The organism is Zwartia vadi (genome assembly GCF_030410375.1).
In the GTDB taxonomy this organism is placed as follows: Bacteria; Pseudomonadota; Gammaproteobacteria; order Burkholderiales; family Burkholderiaceae_B; genus Zwartia; species Zwartia vadi.
The window spans coordinates 112,643-135,189 of sequence record NZ_JAUHHE010000008.1; the positions used below are offsets into that span (position 1 = coordinate 112,643).

Consider the following 22,547-nt stretch of genomic DNA (forward strand, 5'->3'; position numbering starts at 1 on the left):
TAAGTGACACTCAAAAAAACGTAATGCTCTCTCAGAAAGAGAAAGGGGAAATCATGACAAAGGAACTCGGACAAGGCACTGTTTTATGTGATGTGGACGCGCGCGGTGTCGTGACCGTCACGTTGAATCGTCCACAGGTCAACAATGCTTATAACGGTGACATGATCGACGGTTTGCACCAGGCGCTTGACTTGTTGGGTCCCAAGCCCGATGCGCGCGTGGTTGTGATTAAAGGCAACGGACGCCATTTCCAGGCAGGTGCGGATCTTGCTTGGATTTCCAGCGTCTCGCATACGTCTCCCGCCGAGAACGAGCGTGTATCTCGCTTAACCGCCGAGGCGGTACGTCGTTTGGACATTGTCCCGATTCCGACGGTAGCGCTCATTCAAGGGGGGTGTTTCGGGGGTGGAACGGGGATTGCTTCAGTGTGCGATATCGTCGTGGCTGCAGACAATGCAGTGTTTGCCATCACAGAAGCGCGCTGGGGTCTGATCGCTGGGATTATTTTGCCGCAGCTTTGTCAGGCTATGGGCGTGCGCAATGTTCGCCGGTATGCGCTGTCTTCGGAGCGGTTTGGTCCGGATGTGGCGTTGCGCATCGGTTTCGCACATGAGGTCTGCAAGCTTGAGGAATTAGAGGCCACAGGCGCCCGTATCGTCGATGCCTTATTGATGAATGCACCAGTTGCTGTGTCGGCCACTAAAATGCGTACGATGGAGGTCGCTGGCTCCTTTTTGGATGACGCGTTGTTTGATGAGTTGGTTAAACAGCATTCGGATATGCGACAGCAGGCCGAGGCGGCCGAGGGTACGGCTTCATTTATCGAAAAGCGCTTACCAAAGTGGTATCCCGGTCAATAAGTCGGCAAGCCGTTTAGTGTTTGATAGATCCCTGTTTCAAAGTCCGTGAACAGTTTGATGGCGGAGGTATCGACGAAGGGCAGGATTTGCATCATCAATACGCCTGCGATCTTGCGGGCAGGATCAATCCAGAAGTAGGCGTTAGGTAATCCGGCCCATGCCAGACTGCCAGCCGATCGACCAGTGGGGGCGAGCGCTTCATTAATCATGAAAGTTAGCCCCCAGGTTTTTTCCACGCCAGGGAAAAACTCCGCATCGAGCGACATGTTTGGATTGACGGTGCGCAGCATCTTGACGCGCAACGGCCCCATCGCATTGTGTGACATGAGCGCGATTGTTTCAGGCTGAAGAATCTGATGACCGTTGGCATGTCCATCGTTGAGTATCATGCGGGTAAAGCGCAGATAATCGCTGGCGCTCGAGTACATCCCGCCGCCGCCTGGGTCGACCTCTGGTTGTTGAGGGACTTCAAAGTCCAGCAGGCTGAGTGATTGATCGGCAGGATTGCGCAAGTGAACGCTGGCGATGCGCGCACGCATGTCCGGTGTGATCTTGAAGCCTGTGCTGTCCATACCCAAGGGACCAGTGATATTTTTCTGCAGGTATTCACCCAGTCTCATTCCTGTGACTGCGGAGATTGTTAAACCAACCCAGTCTATGTTGATGCCGTATTCCCATCGCTCACCAGGATCAAACGACAGTGGAATATTCAGCGCGTCGCGCTGTCCCGAGCCCGCGCGCGGCAGTTTGTGCAGTTTCAGATAGCGTGATGAGTTTTCACTCCAGATGTCAGAGGTAAAGCCAGCGGTGTGCGTCATGAGGTGACGCAATGTGATAGATGTTTTGGGTGGACGCAGTATCGGTTGCCCCTGTGCATCCCAGCCTGTGATGACTTTGATGGCATCGATCTCAGGTAGTACCCGGGCAATCGGATCGTCGAGCTTGAGTTTTCCCTGCTCCACAAGTTGCATGGCAGCGGCACCAACCAAAGGTTTGGTCATGGAGGCGATCCACATCACCGTATCGATGGTCATCTGTGCAGGCTTTCCTTGCGCCCGCACGCCAAAAGCGCCTTCATAAAGCGTGTCCCCAGGAGTCGTAACCGCTGCAGCCACACCAGGAATCTTGCCTGTGGAGACTGCCTCATTCAGGATCAGGTCAGCTCGGACACTTATCAGATCGCGTAGTCCAGAGGCGGAGCTTGTGGTGCTAGCAGTCTTGGTATTCATGGGAGGGACAGTAAAAAGAAGGTGAAGGGAATTTATACACGAAGGTCTATTGAGACGGTCAAGTTGTTTCAGCGATAGAATCTGCACATGAGACACTCCACCCGCCGTTCCACCGAATTTGTAAACGATCCAAATCGCCCGCAAGGCCCGCGTCAGCGCAGTGACTGGCGCATTATTGGTGACTTGTTGCCCTATTTGATGCAATACAAGTTACGAGTAGCCTTGGCCGTTGCCTGTTTGCTTGCAGCAAAATTCGCCAACTTGGGTATCCCAGTGATGCTCAAGCACATGGTGGATGCGCTGGATGTGCGAAACAATGCGCCAGGTGCGCTCCTGGTTGTACCGATCGCACTCATCATTGGCTACGGTTTGCTTAGGTTTTCTTCTTCGCTATTCACGGAGCTGCGCGAATTATTTTTTGCGCGTGTCACGCAGCATGCCGTGCGTCAGATTGCACTTGAAGTATTCCAGCATTTACATGCACTTTCGCTGAGATTTCATCTGGCCAGGCAGACCGGAGGTGTCAGTCGCGACATTGAGCGAGGGACACGGGCGATCCAATCCCTGGTTTCTTATTCGCTCTACAGCATTGTGCCGACATTGCTCGAATTTCTGCTGGTGCTGGGTTATTTTGCCTACAACTATGACATATGGTTTGCAGGCATCACTCTCAGTGCGTTGATCATCTATATCGTTTTTACGATTTATGTCACTGAGTGGCGCACCCATTTGCGTCGAACCATGAATGACATGGATTCGCGCGCGAATCAAAAGGCGATTGATTCGTTACTCAATTTTGAAACTGTGAAGTACTTTGGCAACGAAGCATTTGAGGCTAAGCGTTACGATGAAAATCTGTTGCGCTATCAGGCGGCAGCGATCAAATCGCAAAAGTCGCTGTCTTTTTTGAATGTCGGACAGCAGGCCATTATCGCAACAGGTCTGGTGCTCATTCTCTGGCGTGCAACGCTTGGTGTTTCTGATGGTTCGATGACACTGGGCGATCTGGTGCTTGTCAATACCTTGATGATCCAGTTGTACATTCCACTGAATTTTCTTGGTGTGATCTATCGCGAAATCAAACAGTCGCTCACGGATCTGGATCGGATGTTTACGTTGCTGGAGTCGGATCGGGAGATCGCGGATGCGCCGAATGCGCCAGCACTGCGCATTCGGGATCAAGCTAATGGTCCCGAGGTCAGATTTGAGAATGTCTCGTTTCATTACGAGTCCAATCGCGAAATCCTGCATGATGTGAGTTTTGTGATTCCCGCAGGCACAACAACAGCCGTTGTCGGACGAAGTGGTGCGGGAAAGAGTACGTTGGCGCGTTTGTTGTTTCGTTTTTATGATGTGCAGGGTGGCCGAATTTTGCTGGATGGCCAGGATGTGCGCAGCGTCCAGCAAGCCAGCTTGCGCCAAGCACTTGGGATTGTTCCGCAGGATACTGTGCTCTTTAACGATTCCATTGGTTACAACATTGCGTACGGCCGCCCAGGGGCGACGCCGCAAGAAGTGCAAGCTGCCGCCCGTGCGGCACAGATGAATCAGTTTATCGAGCATTTACCTGATGGATACAATACTCAGGTGGGCGAACGCGGCCTCAAACTATCCGGTGGCGAAAAACAGCGCGTTGCGATTGCACGCACCTTGCTGAAAAAACCTGCCATGTTGATTTTTGATGAGGCGACTTCCGCGCTTGACTCCAAAACAGAGCGAGCATTGCAGGACGAGCTCTCCAGCCTTGCGCGCAATCATACGACTTTGATCATCGCGCATCGTTTATCAACGATTGTGCACGCAGACCAGATTTTAGTGATGGATCAAGGTCGTGTCATTGAGCGCGGCACACATCAGGATTTGATCGCTGCCAATGGCGCCTACGCACAGATGTGGCAAATGCAGAAAAGAGAAGAGGGCGAGGGCTGAACTGATCGTATAAAACTGAACAGTTTAGAGCCGAGGCCCTCGTTTACCATTTTTTGATTCTGAATTAGCGCATGTCAAAGCCTAGTTTCTTGAGTGCGTCGACCAACAGATCGCGCCCAGCCATCGCTTCGGGTCCGCGAACGCGGTGCAAGGATTGAATATGCCAAGGACCAAGCGGTTTCATTGACTGTTCGGCATAAAATTTTTCCATAGTCGCGTTGTAGGCATCGACTGCTTCTTTATGCGCGATCGGATTGTAGGTCTCTTTATGCAGGACAGCGCGCTGGGGCAGGCGTGGTTTGACTACGTTTTTTGCAGTGGCGGCTGGATCGATGTGACCGACGCACATTCCAAAGGTCGCGAAACTCATTGGCGGCAAGCCCAGTTCTTTCGCGACGTCGAGGGGCTTGTTACGGATACCGCCGATATAGACGATGCCCAGGTTGAGTGATTCCGCTGCAATGGCCGCGTTCTGCGCGGCGAGTGCGGCATCGATCGTTCCCATCAAAAGCATTTCCATGTAGTTGAGGCTTTCATGGGCGTGCTGATGTTCCTCGCCCAGTGCTTTGAGACGGGCAAGGTCGGCGACCCACACCAGAAACAAAGGACAGGCGCTGATCCATTTTTGATTGCCCGCCATCGCGGCCAGGCGGTCTTTACGCCCCTGATCCTCGACAGCCACCACGCTCCAGGTTTGCAGGTTGGAGGAGGTTGAGGCGGATTGGGCTGCGGCAACCATGAGCTCGGCGGTGTTCGGGGCCAAGGGTTCACTGGTGAAGCCGCGTACGGACTTGTGTTGGAAAAGTGTCTCGAGTGTGGGGTTTAAAACGTTCAGGACTTGGGGGGCCTGGCCGTAGCGTGCTTTGAGGAGTGTGTCGAGGTCTTTTGATGTTTGTGTGCTCATTTTCTAGCTTTCCATCCTATCGTGAAGATGGCTTAGCATACATTGGGTTACAGTCAATGCCAAAATAACCAGGGTATCGCGCTAAAACGAACGTGAGGGTATTCTCACGTGAAAAGTGGAGTTCCAGTGGCTTCTTCAGTAGCATCTTCAAACGAATCTTTACCTCAGGCAAACGATCTGGCTGATCAAGTCCGTCGCCGCCGTGCTGTGTGGCTTCTCATGCTGTTGGTTTTGATTTGGGGGAGCAATTGGGTAATCGCCAAAATGAGCCTGGAGTATGTCCCGCCTGTGTGGGTCACTGCCCTGAGACTTCTCCCCGCTTGCGCGCTATTTTTTGTGCTGTGTCTGGCGACAAAGCGTTTGCGAGTTCCAGTGAAAGCGGATCTGCCTGTTATTTTCAGTATTGGCCTGCTTCACATGGTTGGATTCTCAGTACTAATTAGTATAGGTTTGCAGTATTTGCCTGCAGGAAAATCGATTGTGTTGGCCTATACATCGCCGCTTTGGGTCGTCCCCGCCGCCTGGTTTTTTTTGAGTGAACCTCTGACCGTCAGACGTATGCTTGGTTTGCTGATCGGGTTGTCAGGCGTGATTTTGATCATGCAGCCCGGGCAGATGGATTGGAGCGACTCCGATGTGGTGATTGGCCATGCCTTCATCTTGACGGGCGCACTATCATGGGCGATTTCAATTGTGTATGGACGTGCCCATAAATGGGTCACTCCACCCTTTTCTTTACTGCCATGGCAAATGCTGGTCGGTGGAGTTGTCCAGCTGGTGTTGGCCTTGGTGATTGAGGGCATTCCACATATTGAATGGACACTTGAACTTTGGTTATTGCTTGGATTCAACTGTTTGATTGGTAATGGACTGGCTTACTGGATCATGAATCTGGTGAGCCGGGACTTACCGGCCGGCATGGTGTCGATGGGGTTGTTGGGTGTCCCGGTCATCGGTATGGTGTGCGCGAGTATTTTCCTCGGGGAGACTCTTGGGTTGCCGTTAATTTTGTCCGCAGTGCTGATTATCATTGGCATCATGCTGGGTACGATGACAGTCAAATCAACAACGCATTCATAAAATCAGGGAGCGATTCAATATGAGCCAAACGGAATTCGATCTGGGTTTTGCCTCTGATGAGGATGTCCCGATTCCTTATATGACGCGTACGCGAGACTGGTATCTGGCGCTGGGTTATGACAATCCCTATCGGTGGGCGCATTATGCGGAGGTACCCTTCACGCCGCTTGTTGCGCCACTCTCAAAGATGACGGTCGCTTTACTGACAACCGCATCGCCTTATGATCCAGCCAAGGGCGACCAAGGGATCGGCGCACCCTATAACGCAGAAGCGAAATTTTATAAAGTCTACTCAGGTGACGTGACGCAAGACCATGATGTGCGGATCTCGCATGTCGCGATTGATCGCAAAAACACCACGATGGAGGACAGCAACACCTGGTTTCCATTGCCAGCGATGAGAGCGGCTGCAGCAACGGGTCGTATCGGACGGTTGGCGCCACGTTTTCATGGCATCCCGACTAATCGCAGTCAGCGTCACACACTTGAGGTGGACTGCCCCGAGGTGCTGAGGCGTTGCCAGGAAGATGGGGTAGAGGCGGCTGTACTCGTTCCCAATTGTCCGGTTTGTCATCAGACGCTGAGTTTGGTGGCGCGTTATCTCGAGGCCGCTGGTATTTCGACGGTGTTACTGGCCTGTGCAAAAGATATCGTCGAACACTGTGGCGTGCCACGGGCAATGTTCAGTGATTTTCCTCTGGGCAACGCGGCTGGCAAGCCAAACGACCCGGCTTCTCAGCAGGCAACGCTTGAGTTGGCGTTTCGTACTTTGGAGTCAGCGCCTGCGGCACGCACCACTGTCCAGTCACCCCAGCGTTGGAGTGCGTCGCATGAGTGGAAGCAGGATTATTCAAACGTGGCGCGAGTCAATCCACAAGAGTTGGCCCGGTTGCGTGCTGAGAACGATCGGGCCAAAGAAGCAGCTAAAGCGTTGCGAAGCGATCAGTTAGCCTGAACGCCAGCTTTTTGCAGCAGCGGGCCCAGCGTGTCGATTTCCTTTTTCAGGTGTTCAGCAAGCTTTGCTGGCACGGCCAAGTCTGGCGAGACAGGGGAGGTGCCCATGCTGGCCAAACGTGCCTTGACATCGGGATCCTGAACTGCCTTGGCAAGTGAGGCGGAGAGCTTGTCAATCACAGGCTTGGGGGTGCCTTTTGGCGCGTAAATACCAAACCAGATACTGAGGTCAAAGCCTTTGACACCTGCTTCGCTGATTGCGGGCAGATCGGGCAAAGAGTCGATGCGATTATTTCCAGCGACAGCGTAAGCTTTCACGCGTGTGCCTTCTTTAATGTGGCTCATGGTGCTGGTTGTCTGATCGCACAGAATGTCAATCTGACCACCCATCAAGTCATTCAGCGCTGGCGCTGTGCCTTTATAAGGAATCGTGTTGAGCTTGACGCCCAAGGCATCCATAAACATCAGACTGCAAAGGTGCGAAGCCGAACCCACACCGGCATTACCCATGCTGATCTTGTCTTGATTTTTTTTGACATATTCGACAAATTCTTTGGTGTTTGCAGGCGGAAAGTCTTTGCGAGCGATCACCACCATTGGACCCACTGTCGCCAAGCCGACCGGTTCAAAATCAGTCACAGGGCTATATGAGAGATTTTTAATCATCATCGGGTTGGTCGCATGGCTGATGTGCGTCATCAACAAGGTATACCCATCAGGTGCCGAGCGTGCAACCCGTGCGGTGCCGATACTACCGCTTGCTCCGGCAGGGTTGTCGACAATGATTTGTTGACCGATATTTTTTTGCATGGCAGCGGCAAAGAGTCGCGTAATCGTGTCACCAGGACCGCCGGGCGCATAGGGCATCACCATTGTGATGGTGCGATTCGGGTAGTCCTGGGCGTTCGCGGAGAAAGCGCCCGCGGCGAGCAATAAGGAGGCGCATAGAGTACGCACAAGGGTCTTTTTCATATTGAGTATCTCCTAAAATATTTTCGGTTCAGGGCAGATGTGGCCGTGCCTTGAAGCCGAATATACTATGAGGAGCGGGTGTAGATCACTATCACCCTGCATACCAATATTTTTCTTGATGAGCCTATTCCAATGCCCATTTCAATGATCGAGTCCTCCATTTTTAAAGACATGTTTGGCACAAACGAAATGCGTGCAGTGTTTGATGATGCAGCCACTTTACGTCGCTACACAGACACGGAAATAGCATTGGCTAAAGTTCAAGGCGAACTCGGTGTCATCCCTAAAGCTGCGGCTGCAGCGATTATGGCGCGTGCTGATTCAAGCAAACTTGACATCGCTGAGCTCAAACGTGAAACGGAAATCGTGGGCTATCCCATTTTGCCCTTGGTGCACCAGATTTCCAAGATGTGCGGACCAGAGGGTGAGTATTTGCATTGGGGGGCGACCACGCAAGACATCATGGATACCGCCACGGTGCTGCAGGTGCGTGATGGCTTGGCGATTATCGAAAAAGATCTGAACGAGCTTGATGCGATTTTGGATCAGTTATCCCTCCAATATCGTGATGCGCCCATGGCGGGACGGACACACTTGCAACATGCGCTCCCCATCACCTTTGGCTATAAAGCGGCCGTATGGCTGTTGATGGTGCGTCGTCACCGCGAGCGTTTGGCTCAACTCAAACCCCGAGTGTTGGTGGGTCAATTTGGCGGTGCTGCCGGGACATTGGCTTCACTGGGCGATCAGGGCTTGGCTGTTCAAGAGGCACTGATGAAAGAGTTGGGTTTGGGCTGCGCGCCCGTCACCTGGCACGTCGCGCGCGATGGTCTGGTCGAAGCCATTCAGTTTTTAGCTTTGGTCACAGGCTCGCTAGGCAAGATCGCGCTCGACATCATGTTGATGATGGCCAACGAGCTCGGTGAGGCATTTGAGCCTTTCGTCAAAGGACGTGGCGCCTCGAGCACCATGCCGCAAAAGCGTAATCCGATTTCTTGCGAGCTGATGCTCAGCGCCTCCAAGGCTGTGCGTCAACACGCTGGATTGGCACTTGACGCAATGGTCCAGGACTTTGAACGTGCGACAGGACCTTGGCACATCGAGTGGTCGGCCATACCCGAGTCATTTATTTTGACGGCAGGTGCGCTCAAGCAAGCTAAATTCATGCTCAGCGGTCTCGAAGTCGACACGAAACGCATGCTCAAAAATCTCGATTTGTCAGGCGGCCTGATCGTGGCAGAGGCTGTGATGATGGGGCTGGCTCCTCACATCGGACGCCAGACAGCGCATGACGTTGTCTATGATGCGTGCCGCATCGCATCGATTCAGGGTAAAAAACTGGCTGAAGTGCTCTACCATGATGAAACGGTCAGCAGCAAACTCGATCGCGCTTCGATTGATCGGCTGTGTGATCCCGCCAATTATCTGGGTGCCGCACCACAAATGGTGGATTGTATGCGTGCCTGGAACAAAGGCTGACCACTATGCGAGTGATTCAGGCGCGGGATATTGTCACAAGTATCGCTCAGGCGTTGCAGTATGTGAGCTACTACCATCCATCTGACTTTGTTCACGCGCTCAAAGAGGCCTATCAAAAAGAAACCTCTGCGCCTGCGCGCAATGCTTTGCTGCAATTGCTTGTGAATAGCAAAATGAGCGCGCAGGCCAAGCGTCCAGTCTGTCAGGATACGGGTGTGGCGCATGTCTTTTTTAAACTCGGCATGGATGTCCGCATTGCCGCGCCTGAACGTCCCGTCACACCAAGTTTGCAGACTCTTGCAAACGAAGGTGTTGCCCAGGCGTATTTGTTTTCCGCGAATCCCTTGCGCGCTTCAATGATCCGTCATCCTCTCGGTCAACGTAAAAACACAGGTGACAATACGCCAGCGATTGTTCACGTTGAGTTGGTTGAGGGAGATGGACTCGAGATTATCGCGGTGGCAAAGGGTGGCGGCGGTGACGTCAAGGCTCGCTACGCGATGCTCAACCCAAGCGACTCAATCGCGGATTGGGTTGTCAGCCAGCTACCTGGCATGGGAGCGGGTTGGTGTCCGCCGGGTGTCTTGGGACTCGGCATAGGCGGAACGCCTGAACAAGCCATGCTAATGGCCAAGCGCGCGCTCTTTGCACCGATCGATATTCAAGCAGTTCGCGCACGATCTTCCACGGATGATGTTGAAAGACTTCGCCTTGAGGTTTTTGATCGAGTCAATGCGCTCGGTATCGGTGCACAAGGCTTGGGGGGTGACTCCACTATTTTGGATGTCAAAATCGAGACGGCTCCGTCTCACGCAGCGTTGCTCCCTGTGGCATTGATGCCAAACTGCGCTGCGACACGGTTTATTTCTTTTTCTCTCGATGGCTCGGGCCCCGCGGTATTTACGCCTCCTGATGAATCTGTATGGGACGACATCCCTGAGACGATGCCTATTGGAAGTGGACGAAGGGTGGATCTCGATACACTTACCCCTGCAGAAGTCCGGAGCTGGAAAGCTGGTGAGCTACTTTTGCTTTCCGGCAAACTTTTGACTGGCCGAGACGCGGCACACAAACGGATGGCTGACACACTTGCGCGTGGTGAGCCCCTCCCGGTTTCTCTTAAAAATAGAGCGATCTATTACGTTGGGCCGGTTGATCCGGTAGAGGGAGAGGCCGTTGGGCCTGCGGGTCCCACAACTTCCACTCGGATGGATAAGTTCATGCCAAGCTTGCTTGAACAAACGGGGCTTCTTGTCTCCGTCGGTAAAGCGGAGCGAGGCCCAGTGGCAATTGAAGCGATTAAAAAATCAGGTTGTGCCTATCTCGTAGCGGTGGGTGGTGCGGCGTATCTGGTCTCCAAGGCCATCGAGTCCGCACGCGTGTTGGCGTATGAGGACTTGGGTATGGAAGCAATCTACGAATTTGTCGTGCGCGACATGCCTGTGACCGTGGGTGTCGATGCGCGTGGTCAAACGATTCACTGGATTAGCTCAGTTCATACCAGTCGCGAATAACATTCCATGCTTGCTCGGCTGTTTCAACGATCTTGACGATATTAAGGTCGTCATGCTCGATCAAACCTGACTCGATCAACAGATCAAAACGGATCATGTTGTTCCAGAAGGTATGGCCCACCAAGACGATGGGCATAGGTTCGACTTTTTTGGTTTGTACAAGCGTGAGGACCTCGAACAGTTCGTCAAACGAGCCAAAGCCGCCGGGATACACCACGATGGCGCGCGCCCGTAGCATAAAGTGCATCTTGCGCAGTGCGAAATAGTGAAACCTGAAACAAAAATCCGGCGTGATGTAGGCGTTTGGTGCTTGTTCGCGCGGCAGACTGATATTTAAACCGATTGAAACGTCCCCGGCTTCCGAGGCGCCGCGATTGGCCGCCTCCATGATCCCCGGGCCGCCACCGGTGCAAATATGTAAACGATAGGCCTTCGTATTCTGCTGTCGGTTGTATTGACCCACCAAGTGACCAAACTCGCGTGCCGATTCGTAATGGCTGCAGGTGTTGAGTGCGATCGTGGCTTTTTTGCGTTCATGCTCTGTTGTTGCTGTCTTTTCCAAGTCGAGCGCGATTTCTTTGCTGACAAAGCGAGCGGAGCCAAAGACGACAATCGTGTGGTCAATGCCGTGCTTGCGCAGAATCAAATCGGGTTTGAGCAATTCAAGCTGAAAGCGAATCCCGCGTACATCAGGACTATTCAGAAAATCTTGGTCTGCAAAGGCAAGCTTATACGAACTTCCCTTTTCAGAAGGAGAAAATTTTTCCTCAAGCTCAACCTCCAGTTCACCTGCGGTTTTAGCGTTATCGATCGGTAGTTTAGGTGTCATGCTTGCGCCTGAAATTTCATTTAAAAGTACTTGCCAAGCTTGGGTCGACTTCAATCGTCCACTTTCTAGCCTAATATATTCCAAAAGCTCAATAACCATTTGTAAAGGACACAAGCATGAAATTGGTGAGTTACATCCATCAAGGGAAAAATTCTTATGGTGTGTTGCGCGCCGATGGCGGTATCGTGGATCTATCTTCCCGCATCGGACAGCTCTATCCAACGCTTTTGCAGCTGGTTCAGAAAAATGCCTATGGTGTAGCCGAGAAAGCCCTGGCAAGTGTGGCGGTGGCGGACTTTCAGGAGTCGGACATTCGTTATTTGCCGCTTTTTCTTGAGCCAGTCACGATTCACTGCGTGGGCTTGAATTACGCCGCGCATGCCGCTGAGGCGGGTCATGCCCCGCCTGAGTTTCCCAGAACCTTCATTAAAATCCCTGCTGCCCTGGTCGCACATGGCGAAGATTTTGAAAAGCCAACCCTTTCCCCAGAATTTGATTTCGAGGGCGAGATCGCTGTCGTGATCAGTAAAACCGCCCGTAAAGTTCGTGCTGAGGATGCTTCACAATATATCGCTGGCTACACGTGTTTTATGGATGGCTCAGTCAGGGACTATCAGTTCAAGCGCACGCTGGATCAGGGTAAAAACTTTTACCGCTCCAGTTCAATCGGCCCTGCTCTGGTGACGCCTGACGAGGTTGGTCCTCTTGATCATTTAACACTCACAACGATCGTGTCGGGCGAAACGATGCAGCACACCGCCTTTGACAACATGATCTTTACGATCCCCAAACTCATCGAGTACATCTCTGGCTTCACCGAGCTCCAGGCCGGTGATGTGATTGCCACAGGCACGCCTGAGGGCGTGGGATTTAGTCGGACACCGCCTCGCTTTTTGCAGAAAGGCGATTATGTAGAGGTCATCATTGATAAAATAGGAACTCTGCGTAATCAGGTTTCTTAGCAAAATGACAATTAGCGATCCACAGTACTCGCAGTCGAGCATCCTTGAACCGGTTGCTGTGACGGCAGGTCCGGTGGGACATGGCTCGACGCATGTGTTGATGCTCGCGGCTATAGGCGTAGTATTTGGCGATATCGGCACCAGCCCCTTGTATGCGCTTAAAGAGTGCTTTAGTCCTGAGCACGGCATTCCTTACACGCAAGATGCGGTCCTCGGGATCTTGTCCATGCTTTTTTGGGCTGTTCTGTTGATCGTGACGCTGAAGTATGTGGTGATCGTGATGCGGGCAGATAACAGAGGTGAGGGGGGGGTACTCTCACTCATGGCACTCGCTTTGCGCTCACTCAAAGGCACGGGTAAACCGCATCTGGCTGTCATGATGCTTGGGATGTTCGGTGCTTGTATGCTGGTCGGTGAGTCCGTCATCACCCCCGCGATTTCTGTATTGTCAGCTGTCGAGGGTTTGGAGATCATTACCCCTGAGCTCAAGCGCTTTGTGATTCCCATCACTCTGACGATTCTGATTGCGCTTTTTTTAATACAAAAGCACGGTACAGCAGCGGTTGGAAAGCTCTTCGGACCGATCACGCTTTTATGGTTTTTGTCTTTGGCCGCTCTCGGGGTGCTCAATATCCTGAAACAACCCGAAATATTCATCGCGATTAATCCACTCTACGCAATCAATTTCGTCTACGAACACACGTTTTTGGCTTTTATCGTTCTGGGCTCAGTCGTACTGGTTGTGACTGGGGTCGAGGCACTCTATCTCGACATGGGTCATTTTGGAAAAAAACCGGTTCGCTACGCCTGGTTGTTTATCGTGATGCCAAGTTTGTTGCTGTGCTATTTTGGCCAGGGCGCATTATTGATGGTGGATCCTACGGCAATACGAAACCCGTTTTATTTAATGGCTCCTAGTTGGGCTCTTATTCCAATGGTGGTGTTGGCGACGTGTGCGACGGTCATTGCCTCTCAGGCCGTAATTTCAGGCGCGTATTCTTTAGCCAATCAAGCCACTTTATTGGGCTTTTTGCCGCGCATGAGTATCAATCACACCTCCGAGGCGGAGAGAGGACAGATTTATATCCCAGTCGTCAATTGGGCCTTGTTAATCATGGTTCTGTTTACGGTTGTCGAATTCCGTGAGTCGAGTAATTTGGCGGCAGCCTATGGAATTTCAGTGACAACAACGATGTTGATCACGACGCTGTTAGTTGCAGTTGTCATGATCCGCGAGTGGAAACTCAATCCCCTGATCGTGGCCGTGTTTTTGGTTGTGTTTTTGGCCATAGATTTGTCTTTCTGGGCGGCCAACCTCATCAAGGTCAAGGATGGTGGTTGGTATCCTCTCGTACTGGGCTTAGTTTGTTTTACCTGTTTGATGACCTGGTATACCGGCAGACGTCTATTACGCGAAAAGGCAATCGATGGTTCTATCCCATTGTCTGATTTTGTGACCAGCATTCTGGCGTATCCTCCCCATCGTGTGGAAGGCACGGCAGTCTTTTTGACTGCGCACGTGGACCACACTCCCGCGACAATGCTACACAACCTCAAGCACAACAAGGTTCTGCACAAGCGCGTGTTTTTTATCAAGTTGAGCACCTGGGACGTCCCCTATGTCAATGATGATGAAAGACTTCAACTCAAAGAACTCGGTAAAGATATCTACGTCGTCCGAGCGGTGCACGGCTTCAAAGAAACGCCAGACATGAAATCAGTGCTGGCACTGATTACGGCCAAACATGGACTGGAGTTTGAAGAAATGGATACGTCATTCTTTTTGGCGCGCGACACGATTGTGCCGAGCAAGTTGCCTGGCATGGCGCTATGGCGTGAAAAGCTTTTTTCCTGGATGTATCAAAACGCAGCCAAGCCTTCTGATTTTTTCCAGATACCGCCAAACCGGGTTGTCGAGCTCGGAGCGAAAATAGAGATTTAAATTTAGAACGTGCGGGGTTTGGCATACAGGTCGATATGGCCAATCTCGCATGATGTCGCAAGACATCGGCTACGCTGCCATGTGTCAATATCCGCAGATGCCACCATGCCTGTTTCGCGGACAGCGCCCGCGCTGCCAATCGCGAGCTGTTCGATCAGCGAACGATCTTCTTGACCCAGTTTCCAGGGGCTCAACGCGCTCGAGACTTTAAAGCCTCGCGTGCTCAATAGCGACTCCATGACGCGTGCGGCGGCCGGTCCTGCGGCTGCGCCAAAACCTTTGTCGGTCTGTTGATGTACATGAAATGCCTTGAGCATTGCGGCGTCCTGTACCTCAGGAGGACTCCAGATCTCCTCGCCGTTATAGGTGAGTACTGTGTAAAGGGGGGTGCAGAGCAAGCCGCAAAAGCGAGTCAGCCAGTCGACCGCGACCAGATCAAAAAAGGCAGCTGCTGTAATCAGGTCTGCAGGCAGCGCAAGAACCGCTTCAATATTTTTCGAAAGATCTTCGCAGCGAAAATCGATCGAAAGCAGTTTGCCGTTTTTGTTCAGCGCGAGCGTATCGTTATCCGCGATGATATGGTCAGCCCATTGCTTGAGTGTCGTGCGGGCAGCACTCAATAATGCGGGATCGAAGTCGACAAGTGTCCAGTGCTGGGCGTTGGGTAAATGAGGTGCCAAGGCGCGTAAATTGGAGCCGGAACCTGAACCCAGATCGATCAGTTTGAGAGGGCCTGGACGTAGGCGTGACAAGTGGTCGAGATCATGAACAACTTGGTTTTGCAAAGCAATATCGCGCGCACGGTGATCAGCGGGTTCACGTAAAGCCAACCATTGAGCGGAGAAACCTGTCATCTTTATTCCAGTGGTTTGTTTGTTGTTTGTTGTTCGTTTAAAGCGTCTTTTGAATAGGCGCGTTGAATTGCTGCTCGACGATTTCAGTAAATCTACCGCCTTGCGCATATAGCGTGTCGAACGTTCCCGCCTCGATAACTTGGCCGGCATCCATGACTAGAATCATGTCAGCTTGACGGATGGTGCTGAGTCTATGTGCGATCACAAGCGTACTGCGCTGTTGCGTGACTTCGTCCATCGCTTTGAGCAAGCTTGTCTCAGTCGAGCTGTCGAGCGCGCTTGTTGCCTCGTCTAAAATCAGAATAGGCGGATCTTTAAGCAAAACGCGCGAAATGGACAGACGCTGGCGCTCTCCGCCCGAAAGGCTGCGACCGCGTTCGCCAATCGTGGTGTCAAAACCTTCTGGTTGTCTCTGAATAAAGTCCAAGGCCTGCGCACGCGCGCAGGCCGCCTCGAGGTCGCTCATGCTTGCTTGTGGCGAGCCAACGCGCAGATTCTCTGCAATCGATCGGTTAAACAACAAAGGTTCTTGAAATACCACGCCTATATTTCGACGCAGCGCAGTCAATTGAAACGTTCGGATGTCTTGCCCATCAATGGTGATGGAGCCAGACTGCGGATCAAAGGCGCGATACAACAGGCTCAGTGCAGTGGATTTACCTGCACCAGAAGTACCCACCAAGGCAAGCGTCTGGCCTGGCGCGACGTTAAAACTCAGGTTTTGTACGGCAGGTCGTTTACCATCATAAGAAAAGCAGACGTTGCGAAATTCGATGTGACCCGTGCAGCGACCCGGATCAATCGCATCCGGTGCATCCTGAATATCCGGATCAGTATCAAGCACTCCGAAAAATTCTCTTAGTCGTGGCGCATCCATGGCGAGTTTATTGGCAAAGGCTACGATTTGCTCGAGACGACCAATCACCATTCCCGCAAAAGCGATGAACGTCACGATTTCACCAATCGTGATGAGTGACTGGGTATAAAGCCATGCGCCGAGAATGACAATACACAGGATGCTCAACGTAGTGGCCGACCGGGTCAATACTGTCACAATCGCCCACCAGGACAAGACGGGAAGCTGGGCGCCGAGCACGCGTTGACTGATGTTGCGCAAGGCATTCACTTCGGTTTGAATGCGTGAAAAACTCTGCACCAAGGCGATGTTGCCCAGCGTATCTGAGGCGAGTTCGGCTAAATCAGAGTGATGGCTTTCGACCTGTTGTTGAAGTTTTTGGGTTTTACGCAAAATAAAATTAGTTAAAAAACCAAAAAGCAAACACAGGACAATCAAGACAAGCGCGAGTCGCCAATTAATATAAAGCGCTAACGGAACAAGTACGACAAGCGATACGAACGCCGCCAGATGTTCCCTGAAAAAACTCAGCCACAACCACCAAAGCGTATCGGTGCCTTGCAGCATGATTTTCATCAGTCGACCTGAGTGTGTGCGTGACTGTTGAGCGAGAGGCAGATGCAGCACATGTTCAAAATACTCGCCAAAGACGGCGTGTCGCCTGCGGTGGGCCAGTCGATCAGAAAAGAGTGCAACGAGTGTCGAACACAGAATGGTGAACAACCCAAATCCTGTCCACAGTAAAAGTAGCGGCCAGACACCTTGCCAGATCGCAGCAGGCTGATCGCTCGGGATGTTGGAGAGCGTATCGATGACGCGGCCAAACAGTACGGGCTCGGCGAAGAGCGCCATCGCGAGCGCGACATTGGCAAACGCGAGTATCCAGCCGAGTCGGCGATCAGAGCCGAGCTTATCGAGTACACGCAAATAGAGGCGTACAAATTTCATGTTTGCTCAGTCAGGAGTTTTGCGATGCACGCATGGACTGAACGATATTCAGTGCTTTTAAATCGAGCGCCGACAAAGACTCAGGCGGGTTGATTTCCTCGGGCAACGAGAGTAACCCGCGGGACATCATCCAGCGTCCCAGCCAAGGCTGAGAAGTGATCACCGCCAGTGGAATCGCCAGTAGCAAGCCAGAATAAAAAATCAGTGCGTAGGGAAGCAAGGCAGGGTGCGTCGCAACCAGCAGCCCCGAGAGCACCAGTCCAAGCAGGGTATGCGGCCAAAACTGCCTGATCGCATCATCAAGTCCTATCGTGTGGTCATCACGCGTTTGCGCTGTCCAGCCCGCTTTTTTGCCAAATAAAAGTCCCACAATAAAAATCGAGTGATTCAGCCATGTGATGGGGGTCATCAGTATTGAGAACAACATCTCCATACTAAAACTCAAGCCAAACCGCCATCCCCCTCCAAAGCGCAAGCGATCTTCTTTACGCAGAAGCACATCGATCGCACCCGCGATCTTGGGCAGATACCACATTAACAGCGCGAAAAACAGTAAGGTCAAAGATTCGCCACTCTGCGCAAAATCCGCACCGTTTTGGGTCATGCTCAACGCAAGCGTCGCAATGATCAGCATGGCGATCCATGCGGGTGAACCCAGGAACATGAAAATCGCCAAGGTCAGTTGATAGCGGTTCATCAGCTTGAGTCCCGGTAAAGTTAGCAGGTGGATGTATTGCAAATTACCTTCACACCAGCGTAAATCACGGCGAATGTACTCACTCAAGGTTGGTGGGTTTTCTTCCCAGCTTTCATCTTCCTGGGGAAACACGCGTACCTCAAATCCCGCACTTCGCATCAAGACCGCTTCGACCTGATCGTGACTGAGAATATGACGGGCAGTGCCATCACGGCTGGTGAGGGTGGGGAGTTCGCAGTGTGCGATGAAGGGTGCGAGCCGAATGACAGCGTTGTGTCCCCAATAAGGACCACAGTCTGATTGCCACCAAGCTGAGCCCATCGTGTATGACCGCATACCCAGTCGCATCCCGTATTGAAACAGGCGGGTAAAGGCACTGGTTGAAGGCAATCCCACCACAAGGCCTTGCAAGATACCCAAGCGCGGGTTGGCTTGCATCATACGCACGAGACGCACGATGGCACCGCTCGTCATGAAGCTGTCGACATCCAGTGTGAGCGCGAAATCATGCTGAGACCCCCAGCGCTGACAAAAGTCCGCGATATTGCCTGCCTTATAGCCGCGGTTATCTGTGCGACAGCGATACGTAATGGCGACGCGGTCACTCCAGCGCTGTGTCATGGAGTCAAAACAGCTTTGTTCTTGGGCGGCGATGATGCGGTCGTTCGTGTCGCTCAGAACATAAAGGTGAAAGTGTTCACCGATGCCTGGTGCAGCAAGTCCCTTAAGCATGGTTTCGAGATTGCGCTCGATGCGCTCGGGTGTTTCGTTACGAATGCACAATAGAATCGCGGTCGATGTGGTGAGGGGTTCGGTGTCGGTGATGTCCATTTCACGCGGCAAAACAGATGCCGTGGGTTCTGTGGAAAGCTGGCAGAGCAATAAACCAATCAAGGCATTCCAGAAACCCACAACCATCCAGGGCAGTGTGAAGCCAAACAAAATCATCAGCGTGGCATAGAGGGGAGTCGAGACTTGAGGTGAGAGCGCCCTGTGCATGAGCCAGAGCATAAAAATGGCCGAACTGATGGACAGCAGACAAAAAACGACACGTCGTGCGGTGATCGCACGCGCAGAAGGATTATTCATAAAGGTATTCAAGGGTATGGCCTCTGGCTCACTTATACTCTGCGAAATGCAATCGCAGTATAGGTCACAGCGGATTGTTTAAATTAAAAAACCAGGATTTTCCAGTGCTTAGAGACCAGCCCCCTTCTTCTGCGCCACAACTGGCGCGCGCCCTCTGGTATGTCGCGCCTGAGCAAGCTGAACTGCGTGAGGAGCCGCTTCCCGTTTTGGCAAACGAGGCCATACAGGTACGTTCCGTGTTCGGAGCCTTAAGCCGGGGGACTGAATCACTCGTTTTTAGAGGACACGTTCCTGAGTCCGAGTACGCAAGGATGCGCGCACCATTCATGGGAGGCACGTTTCCGTTTCCCGTTAAATATGGGTATTCGAATGTCGGTCGCGTTGAGCATGGGCCGGATGCTTTGGTTGGACAGCTGGTTTTCAGTTTGATGCCCCACCAGACGGTATTTCAAACTGATGCCGCCTCTGTCTCCATCGTCCCCAATGGAGTGGATGCTGCGCGTGCTGTGCTCGCCGCGAACATGGAAACGGCGCTGAATGCCGTTTGGGATGCCGCCCCGGGCCCGGGTGACCGGATCGCAGTGATCGGTGGTGGTGTGGTGGGTTGCCTGGTGGCTTACTTATGTGGACATTTGCCTGGCGCGCAAGTCACTTTGGTTGATATCAATCCACAGCGTGCCGGGATCGCCCGGTCACTCGGTGTACAGTTTGCTCTGCCCGAGGCAGCACCGCAGGAGTGTGATGTGGTGATACATTCCAGCGCTCATGCTTCAGGCTTGGCGACTGCGCTGGCCTGTGCAGGCGAGGAGGCGACTGTTCTGGAGCTCAGCTGGTACGGGTCTGGCATGGTGAGTGCGCCGCTGGGTGGTGCTTTCCACAGCCGTCAGATCAGGTTGCAGTCCAGCCAGGTTGGCCACATATCGGCATCGCGTCGTCCGCGCTGGACCTACCGTCGACGACTCGGCGCAGCCCTGAATATGTTGCAGGACCCACGTCTGGATGTGTTGCTTGCGCCGGCTATTGATTTTGAGAATCTACCCCAATCCTTACCTGATATTTTGGGTCGTCACAGCACGGTTTTGTGCCAGCTGATACGCTATCCCTGAAAATTTATCCCTGAATTGTTTCCCTGAGGAGTTGCCGTGTTTACAGTCGAAGTCCGTGACCATATTATGATTGCCCACTCATTTCGTGGCGAGGTGTTTGGCCCCGCCCAAGCGCTTCATGGCGCAACCTTTGTGGTTGATGCCGCCTTTATTTCAAAAGAACTTGATCCCAACGGTATCGTGATTGATATCGGTCGCGCGCTCGATGTGCTCAAAGCCACGCTCAAACCTCTGAATTACAGCAACCTGGATGAACGTCCTGAATTCAAGGGCGTGAATACAACAACAGAATTTCTGACAAAGTATATTTTTGATCAATTGGCTGCTGCCGCACGCAGCGGGGATCTGGGGCGCGATGGTCGAGAGTTGCATGCTATCCGCGTCACAATCTCCGAATCGCATGTTGCACGGGCTTGGTACGAAGCTTCGATTCATTAAACCTTTGTCTGACTTCAGAGCCAGAGCTTGATGAACATGAAACCATTGGTTTTTGCTTTCCCTGGTGACCTTAATACGTCCACCGGAGGTTACATCTACGACCGGCGCATCATCGAGGGTTTGCAAAAATTAGGTTGGCAAATTGAGTTGCTGAGCTTGGGGCCGGGATTCCCATATCCTACCAAAGAGACCGTCTCTCTTGCGGCAGAGCGTTTGTTGGGAATTTCTCCCGATGCGATTGTTGTCATGGATGGATTGGCCCTGGGTGTTTTACCCGAGGCTGTGGCGGCGCTCTCCGAGCGACAACCGGTTGTTGCCTTGATCCACCATCCTTTGGCTTTCGAGTCCGGCTTAAGTGCTGAGCAGGCGCAGGCCTTTCGTCTGAGTGAGACACGCGCATTGCGTCATGCGATCCATGTGATCGTAACAGGCCCGTCCACCGGAAGGGATTTGGTTCGAACGTTTGGTGTGTCGCCAGCGTTGATTGATGTCGTTTGCCCAGGCACTGTACGAGCGTCTTTGGCGAAGGGAAGTGGCACATCGTCCCCGCACTTGTTATCAGTCGGCACTGTGACGCCTCGCAAAGGATATGACGTCTTGCTAGCCGCGCTCCGTCCGTTAGCAGATTTGTCCTGGACGCTTACGATCGCAGGTGATCTGACGCGCGATGCACAGGCACCTGTCCGGCTTCAGGAAGACATTCTCCGCTTTGGTTTTGAGGGTCGGATCAAGACTTTGGGTGTCGTGGATGAAGCACAGTTGGAAGCGCTTTATCAACGGACGGACGTTTTTGTTCTCGCTTCGCGTTTTGAAGGCTATGGCATGGCGTACGCAGAGGCTTTGGCGCATGGATTGCCTGTCATCGGTACGACAGGGGGTGCGATCCCGGATACTGTGCCACAGGAAGCGGGGCTGTTGGTGCCACCTGGTGATGTGGAGAGCTTGACCGAAGCTTTACGTAGAGTGCTGCAAGACGTGCGCTTGCGCGCGCGTTTGTCTCAGGGGGCCAGAGAAGCTGCCGTCAGTCAGCCTACCTGGGAAGACTCGGTGAAGCGGTTTGAGGCGGTTCTATTCAAAATATCTTGATACGCTGGCCACTGAAATCGCAATCAAACAACACTTCGTTACCAAGCAAGTGGGTTCGCACATCTAAACGCGAGGCCTGATCCATATGTTCAATTGCAGGTAAATTCAGACTCGCGCGTCCCGAACCCATCAGGATGGGCGCGACAATGAGATGTAGACGATCCAGGCACCCGGCTTGTAAAAAGCGGGACACTGTTTCGGCGCCACCTTCAATTAGCACGCGACTCAAACCACGTGCGTACAGACTGGATAAAATTTCCTTAGGCGAGATCCGTCCTTCGTCTGTTGGCAAGCTGATGATTTCCACACCTTCGGGAGCCGAAACATCAATCTGCTCCGAGACGATCCACAGGCGGCGTGTACCATCGGAAGTCCAGACTCGGGCATGTGGACTAAGCTTGCCCTTGGGATCGATCACGACGCGGGCTGGATGCTTTCCACTCACGAGTCTGACATTGAGTAATGGATCATCGGCCAACGCCGTACCGACGCCCACTACCACGGCATCCAGCAATGCACGCAGTTGGTGCAAATGGGTCAAGCCGTTGCGGCCATTGATATATTTGGACTGGCCTGTAACGGTGGCAATACGCCCATCCATTGTCTGACCAAGCTGTCCAAGCACCATCATGGCATCGGTTCGACCACTTCGCAGAGGCTCAAAAAGAGCCTGGAGCGAAGAGGCGGGTAGGGGCCCGGAGCTAAAAAAATTCTTTAGAAAATCTGTCCAGCGATTTTCTGCTTCGGGACCGGAGAGGTCTTCCTGGACTTGCAGGTGTTGTGCGGAGGAAACCAATCTTTAAAAAGCCTCAAAACAAG

General features: G+C 52.6%; 19 protein-coding genes. 11 read left to right on the top strand and 8 right to left on the bottom strand.

The window, feature by feature from the left end:
- The first annotated feature begins 53 nt into the window (after nucleotides 1-53).
- Nucleotides 54-860: an enoyl-CoA hydratase-related protein gene (locus QWY27_RS08715; protein ID WP_290196748.1), complete on the top strand. Its 807-nt coding sequence runs from the start codon at nucleotides 54-56 to the stop codon at nucleotides 858-860.
- On the opposite strand, the gene QWY27_RS08720 is transcribed toward QWY27_RS08715, so the two are convergent.
- Nucleotides 854-2,089 carry a serine hydrolase domain-containing protein gene (locus tag QWY27_RS08720; RefSeq protein ID WP_290196750.1) on the bottom strand — a complete coding sequence of 412 codons (1,236 nt, stop codon included), beginning with the start codon at nucleotides 2,087-2,089 and terminating at the stop codon, nucleotides 854-856. The genes QWY27_RS08715 and QWY27_RS08720 overlap by 7 nt on opposite strands.
- 198 nt (nucleotides 2,090-2,287) lie before the next feature.
- Here QWY27_RS08720 and QWY27_RS08725 point away from each other — a divergent pair, with 198 nt between their 5' ends.
- On the top strand, nucleotides 2,288-4,018 hold the full coding sequence (locus QWY27_RS08725; protein ID WP_290196855.1) for an ABCB family ABC transporter ATP-binding protein/permease: 1,731 nt from the start codon (nucleotides 2,288-2,290) through the stop codon (nucleotides 4,016-4,018).
- Nucleotides 4,019-4,082: 64 nt separating this feature from the next.
- On the opposite strand, the gene QWY27_RS08730 is transcribed toward QWY27_RS08725, so the two are convergent.
- On the bottom strand, nucleotides 4,083-4,922 hold the full coding sequence (locus QWY27_RS08730; protein WP_290196752.1) for a nitroreductase family protein: 840 nt from the start codon (nucleotides 4,920-4,922) through the stop codon (nucleotides 4,083-4,085).
- Nucleotides 4,923-5,048: 126 nt separating this feature from the next.
- Between QWY27_RS08730 and QWY27_RS08735 the strand changes: the two genes are divergently transcribed.
- Complete coding sequence (locus tag QWY27_RS08735) at nucleotides 5,049-6,002, top strand: DMT family transporter (RefSeq protein ID WP_290196754.1); 954 nt, start codon at nucleotides 5,049-5,051, stop codon at nucleotides 6,000-6,002.
- 19 nt (nucleotides 6,003-6,021) lie between these two features.
- Nucleotides 6,022-6,957 carry a glycine/sarcosine/betaine reductase selenoprotein B family protein gene (locus QWY27_RS08740; RefSeq protein WP_290196756.1) on the top strand — a complete coding sequence of 312 codons (936 nt, stop codon included), beginning with the start codon at nucleotides 6,022-6,024 and terminating at the stop codon, nucleotides 6,955-6,957.
- Here QWY27_RS08740 and QWY27_RS08745 read toward each other — a convergent pair.
- The gene (locus QWY27_RS08745) at nucleotides 6,945-7,928 is read right to left on the bottom strand and encodes a tripartite tricarboxylate transporter substrate-binding protein (protein ID WP_290196758.1); all 984 of its coding nucleotides are present in this window, start codon (nucleotides 7,926-7,928) and stop codon (nucleotides 6,945-6,947) included. The two genes, QWY27_RS08740 and QWY27_RS08745, sit on opposite strands and share 13 nt — an antisense overlap.
- Before the next feature lie 132 nt (nucleotides 7,929-8,060).
- Here QWY27_RS08745 and QWY27_RS08750 point away from each other — a divergent pair, with 132 nt between their 5' ends.
- Together QWY27_RS08750 and QWY27_RS08755 are read left to right on the top strand one after the other, a co-directional pair.
- The gene (locus QWY27_RS08750; protein ID WP_290196760.1) at nucleotides 8,061-9,407 is read left to right on the top strand and encodes a class-II fumarase/aspartase family protein; all 1,347 of its coding nucleotides are present in this window, start codon (nucleotides 8,061-8,063) and stop codon (nucleotides 9,405-9,407) included.
- Between the two features lie 5 nt (nucleotides 9,408-9,412).
- Entirely contained in the window at nucleotides 9,413-10,921 is a 1,509-nt protein-coding gene (locus QWY27_RS08755) for a fumarate hydratase (protein WP_290196763.1), read from the top strand.
- Here the strand turns inward: QWY27_RS08755 and QWY27_RS08760 are convergent.
- Entirely contained in the window at nucleotides 10,893-11,750 is an 858-nt protein-coding gene (locus QWY27_RS08760) for an LOG family protein (protein ID WP_290196765.1), read from the bottom strand. The two genes, QWY27_RS08755 and QWY27_RS08760, sit on opposite strands and share 29 nt — an antisense overlap.
- A 116-nt stretch (nucleotides 11,751-11,866) precedes the next feature.
- On the opposite strand from QWY27_RS08760, the gene QWY27_RS08765 reads away from it, so the two are divergent.
- A complete protein-coding gene (locus tag QWY27_RS08765) occupies nucleotides 11,867-12,712 on the top strand; it encodes a fumarylacetoacetate hydrolase family protein (protein ID WP_290196767.1) in 846 nt (281 codons plus the stop codon).
- 100 nt (nucleotides 12,713-12,812) lie between these two features.
- A complete protein-coding gene (locus tag QWY27_RS08770) occupies nucleotides 12,813-14,654 on the top strand; it encodes a potassium transporter Kup (protein ID WP_290196857.1) in 1,842 nt (613 codons plus the stop codon).
- A gap of 2 nt (nucleotides 14,655-14,656) precedes the next feature.
- On the opposite strand, the gene QWY27_RS08775 is transcribed toward QWY27_RS08770, so the two are convergent.
- From QWY27_RS08775 to mdoH, 3 genes are read right to left on the bottom strand one after another with little or no spacing between them, the layout of a single operon-like run.
- Complete coding sequence (locus QWY27_RS08775) at nucleotides 14,657-15,508, bottom strand: class I SAM-dependent methyltransferase (RefSeq protein ID WP_290196769.1); 852 nt, start codon at nucleotides 15,506-15,508, stop codon at nucleotides 14,657-14,659.
- 37 nt (nucleotides 15,509-15,545) lie between these two features.
- Nucleotides 15,546-17,312, bottom strand: coding sequence for a glucan ABC transporter ATP-binding protein/ permease (locus QWY27_RS08780; protein WP_290196770.1), 1,767 nt, complete (start codon nucleotides 17,310-17,312; stop codon nucleotides 15,546-15,548).
- Between the two features lie 10 nt (nucleotides 17,313-17,322).
- The gene (mdoH, locus tag QWY27_RS08785; protein WP_290196772.1) at nucleotides 17,323-19,098 is read right to left on the bottom strand and encodes a glucans biosynthesis glucosyltransferase MdoH; all 1,776 of its coding nucleotides are present in this window, start codon (nucleotides 19,096-19,098) and stop codon (nucleotides 17,323-17,325) included.
- A gap of 104 nt (nucleotides 19,099-19,202) precedes the next feature.
- On the opposite strand from mdoH, the gene QWY27_RS08790 reads away from it, so the two are divergent.
- Genes QWY27_RS08790 through QWY27_RS08800 form a run of 3 tightly spaced genes read left to right on the top strand, consistent with a single transcriptional unit; the run spans nucleotide 19,203 to nucleotide 21,728 of the window.
- Complete coding sequence (locus tag QWY27_RS08790; protein ID WP_290196773.1) at nucleotides 19,203-20,204, top strand: zinc-dependent alcohol dehydrogenase; 1,002 nt, start codon at nucleotides 19,203-19,205, stop codon at nucleotides 20,202-20,204.
- A 36-nt stretch (nucleotides 20,205-20,240) separates the two neighbouring features.
- Nucleotides 20,241-20,642: a 6-pyruvoyl trahydropterin synthase family protein gene (locus QWY27_RS08795; protein ID WP_290196776.1), complete on the top strand. Its 402-nt coding sequence runs from the start codon at nucleotides 20,241-20,243 to the stop codon at nucleotides 20,640-20,642.
- Nucleotides 20,643-20,678: 36 nt separating this feature from the next.
- Nucleotides 20,679-21,728, top strand: coding sequence for a glycosyltransferase family 4 protein (locus QWY27_RS08800; protein ID WP_290196777.1), 1,050 nt, complete (start codon nucleotides 20,679-20,681; stop codon nucleotides 21,726-21,728).
- On the opposite strand, the gene QWY27_RS08805 is transcribed toward QWY27_RS08800, so the two are convergent.
- The gene (locus tag QWY27_RS08805) at nucleotides 21,715-22,524 is read right to left on the bottom strand and encodes a RibD family protein (protein ID WP_290196779.1); all 810 of its coding nucleotides are present in this window, start codon (nucleotides 22,522-22,524) and stop codon (nucleotides 21,715-21,717) included. The two genes, QWY27_RS08800 and QWY27_RS08805, sit on opposite strands and share 14 nt — an antisense overlap.
- Nucleotides 22,525-22,547: the final 23 nt, after the last annotated feature.

Bases quoted from the DNA above. Each gene is read 5' to 3' on its own strand.
- QWY27_RS08800 (WP_290196777.1), top strand. From the start codon at position 20,679: ATGAAACCATTGGTTTTTGCTTTCCCTGGTGACCTTAATACGTCCACC.
- QWY27_RS08740 (WP_290196756.1), top strand. From the start codon at position 6,022: ATGAGCCAAACGGAATTCGATCTGGGTTTTGCCTCTGATGAGGATGTC.
- QWY27_RS08725 (WP_290196855.1), top strand. From the start codon at position 2,288: ATGCAATACAAGTTACGAGTAGCCTTGGCCGTTGCCTGTTTGCTTGCA.
- mdoH (WP_290196772.1), bottom strand. From the start codon at position 19,098: ATGAATAATCCTTCTGCGCGTGCGATCACCGCACGACGTGTCGTTTTT.
- QWY27_RS08755 (WP_290196763.1), top strand. From the start codon at position 9,413: ATGCGAGTGATTCAGGCGCGGGATATTGTCACAAGTATCGCTCAGGCG.
- QWY27_RS08730 (WP_290196752.1), bottom strand. From the start codon at position 4,922: ATGAGCACACAAACATCAAAAGACCTCGACACACTCCTCAAAGCACGC.
- QWY27_RS08715 (WP_290196748.1), top strand. From the start codon at position 54: ATGACAAAGGAACTCGGACAAGGCACTGTTTTATGTGATGTGGACGCG.
- QWY27_RS08745 (WP_290196758.1), bottom strand. From the start codon at position 7,928: ATGAAAAAGACCCTTGTGCGTACTCTATGCGCCTCCTTATTGCTCGCC.
- QWY27_RS08780 (WP_290196770.1), bottom strand. From the start codon at position 17,312: ATGAAATTTGTACGCCTCTATTTGCGTGTACTCGATAAGCTCGGCTCT.
- QWY27_RS08765 (WP_290196767.1), top strand. From the start codon at position 11,867: ATGAAATTGGTGAGTTACATCCATCAAGGGAAAAATTCTTATGGTGTG.
- QWY27_RS08770 (WP_290196857.1), top strand. From the start codon at position 12,813: ATGCTCGCGGCTATAGGCGTAGTATTTGGCGATATCGGCACCAGCCCC.
- QWY27_RS08750 (WP_290196760.1), top strand. From the start codon at position 8,061: ATGCCCATTTCAATGATCGAGTCCTCCATTTTTAAAGACATGTTTGGC.
- QWY27_RS08720 (WP_290196750.1), bottom strand. From the start codon at position 2,089: ATGAATACCAAGACTGCTAGCACCACAAGCTCCGCCTCTGGACTACGC.
- QWY27_RS08760 (WP_290196765.1), bottom strand. From the start codon at position 11,750: ATGACACCTAAACTACCGATCGATAACGCTAAAACCGCAGGTGAACTG.
- QWY27_RS08775 (WP_290196769.1), bottom strand. From the start codon at position 15,508: ATGACAGGTTTCTCCGCTCAATGGTTGGCTTTACGTGAACCCGCTGAT.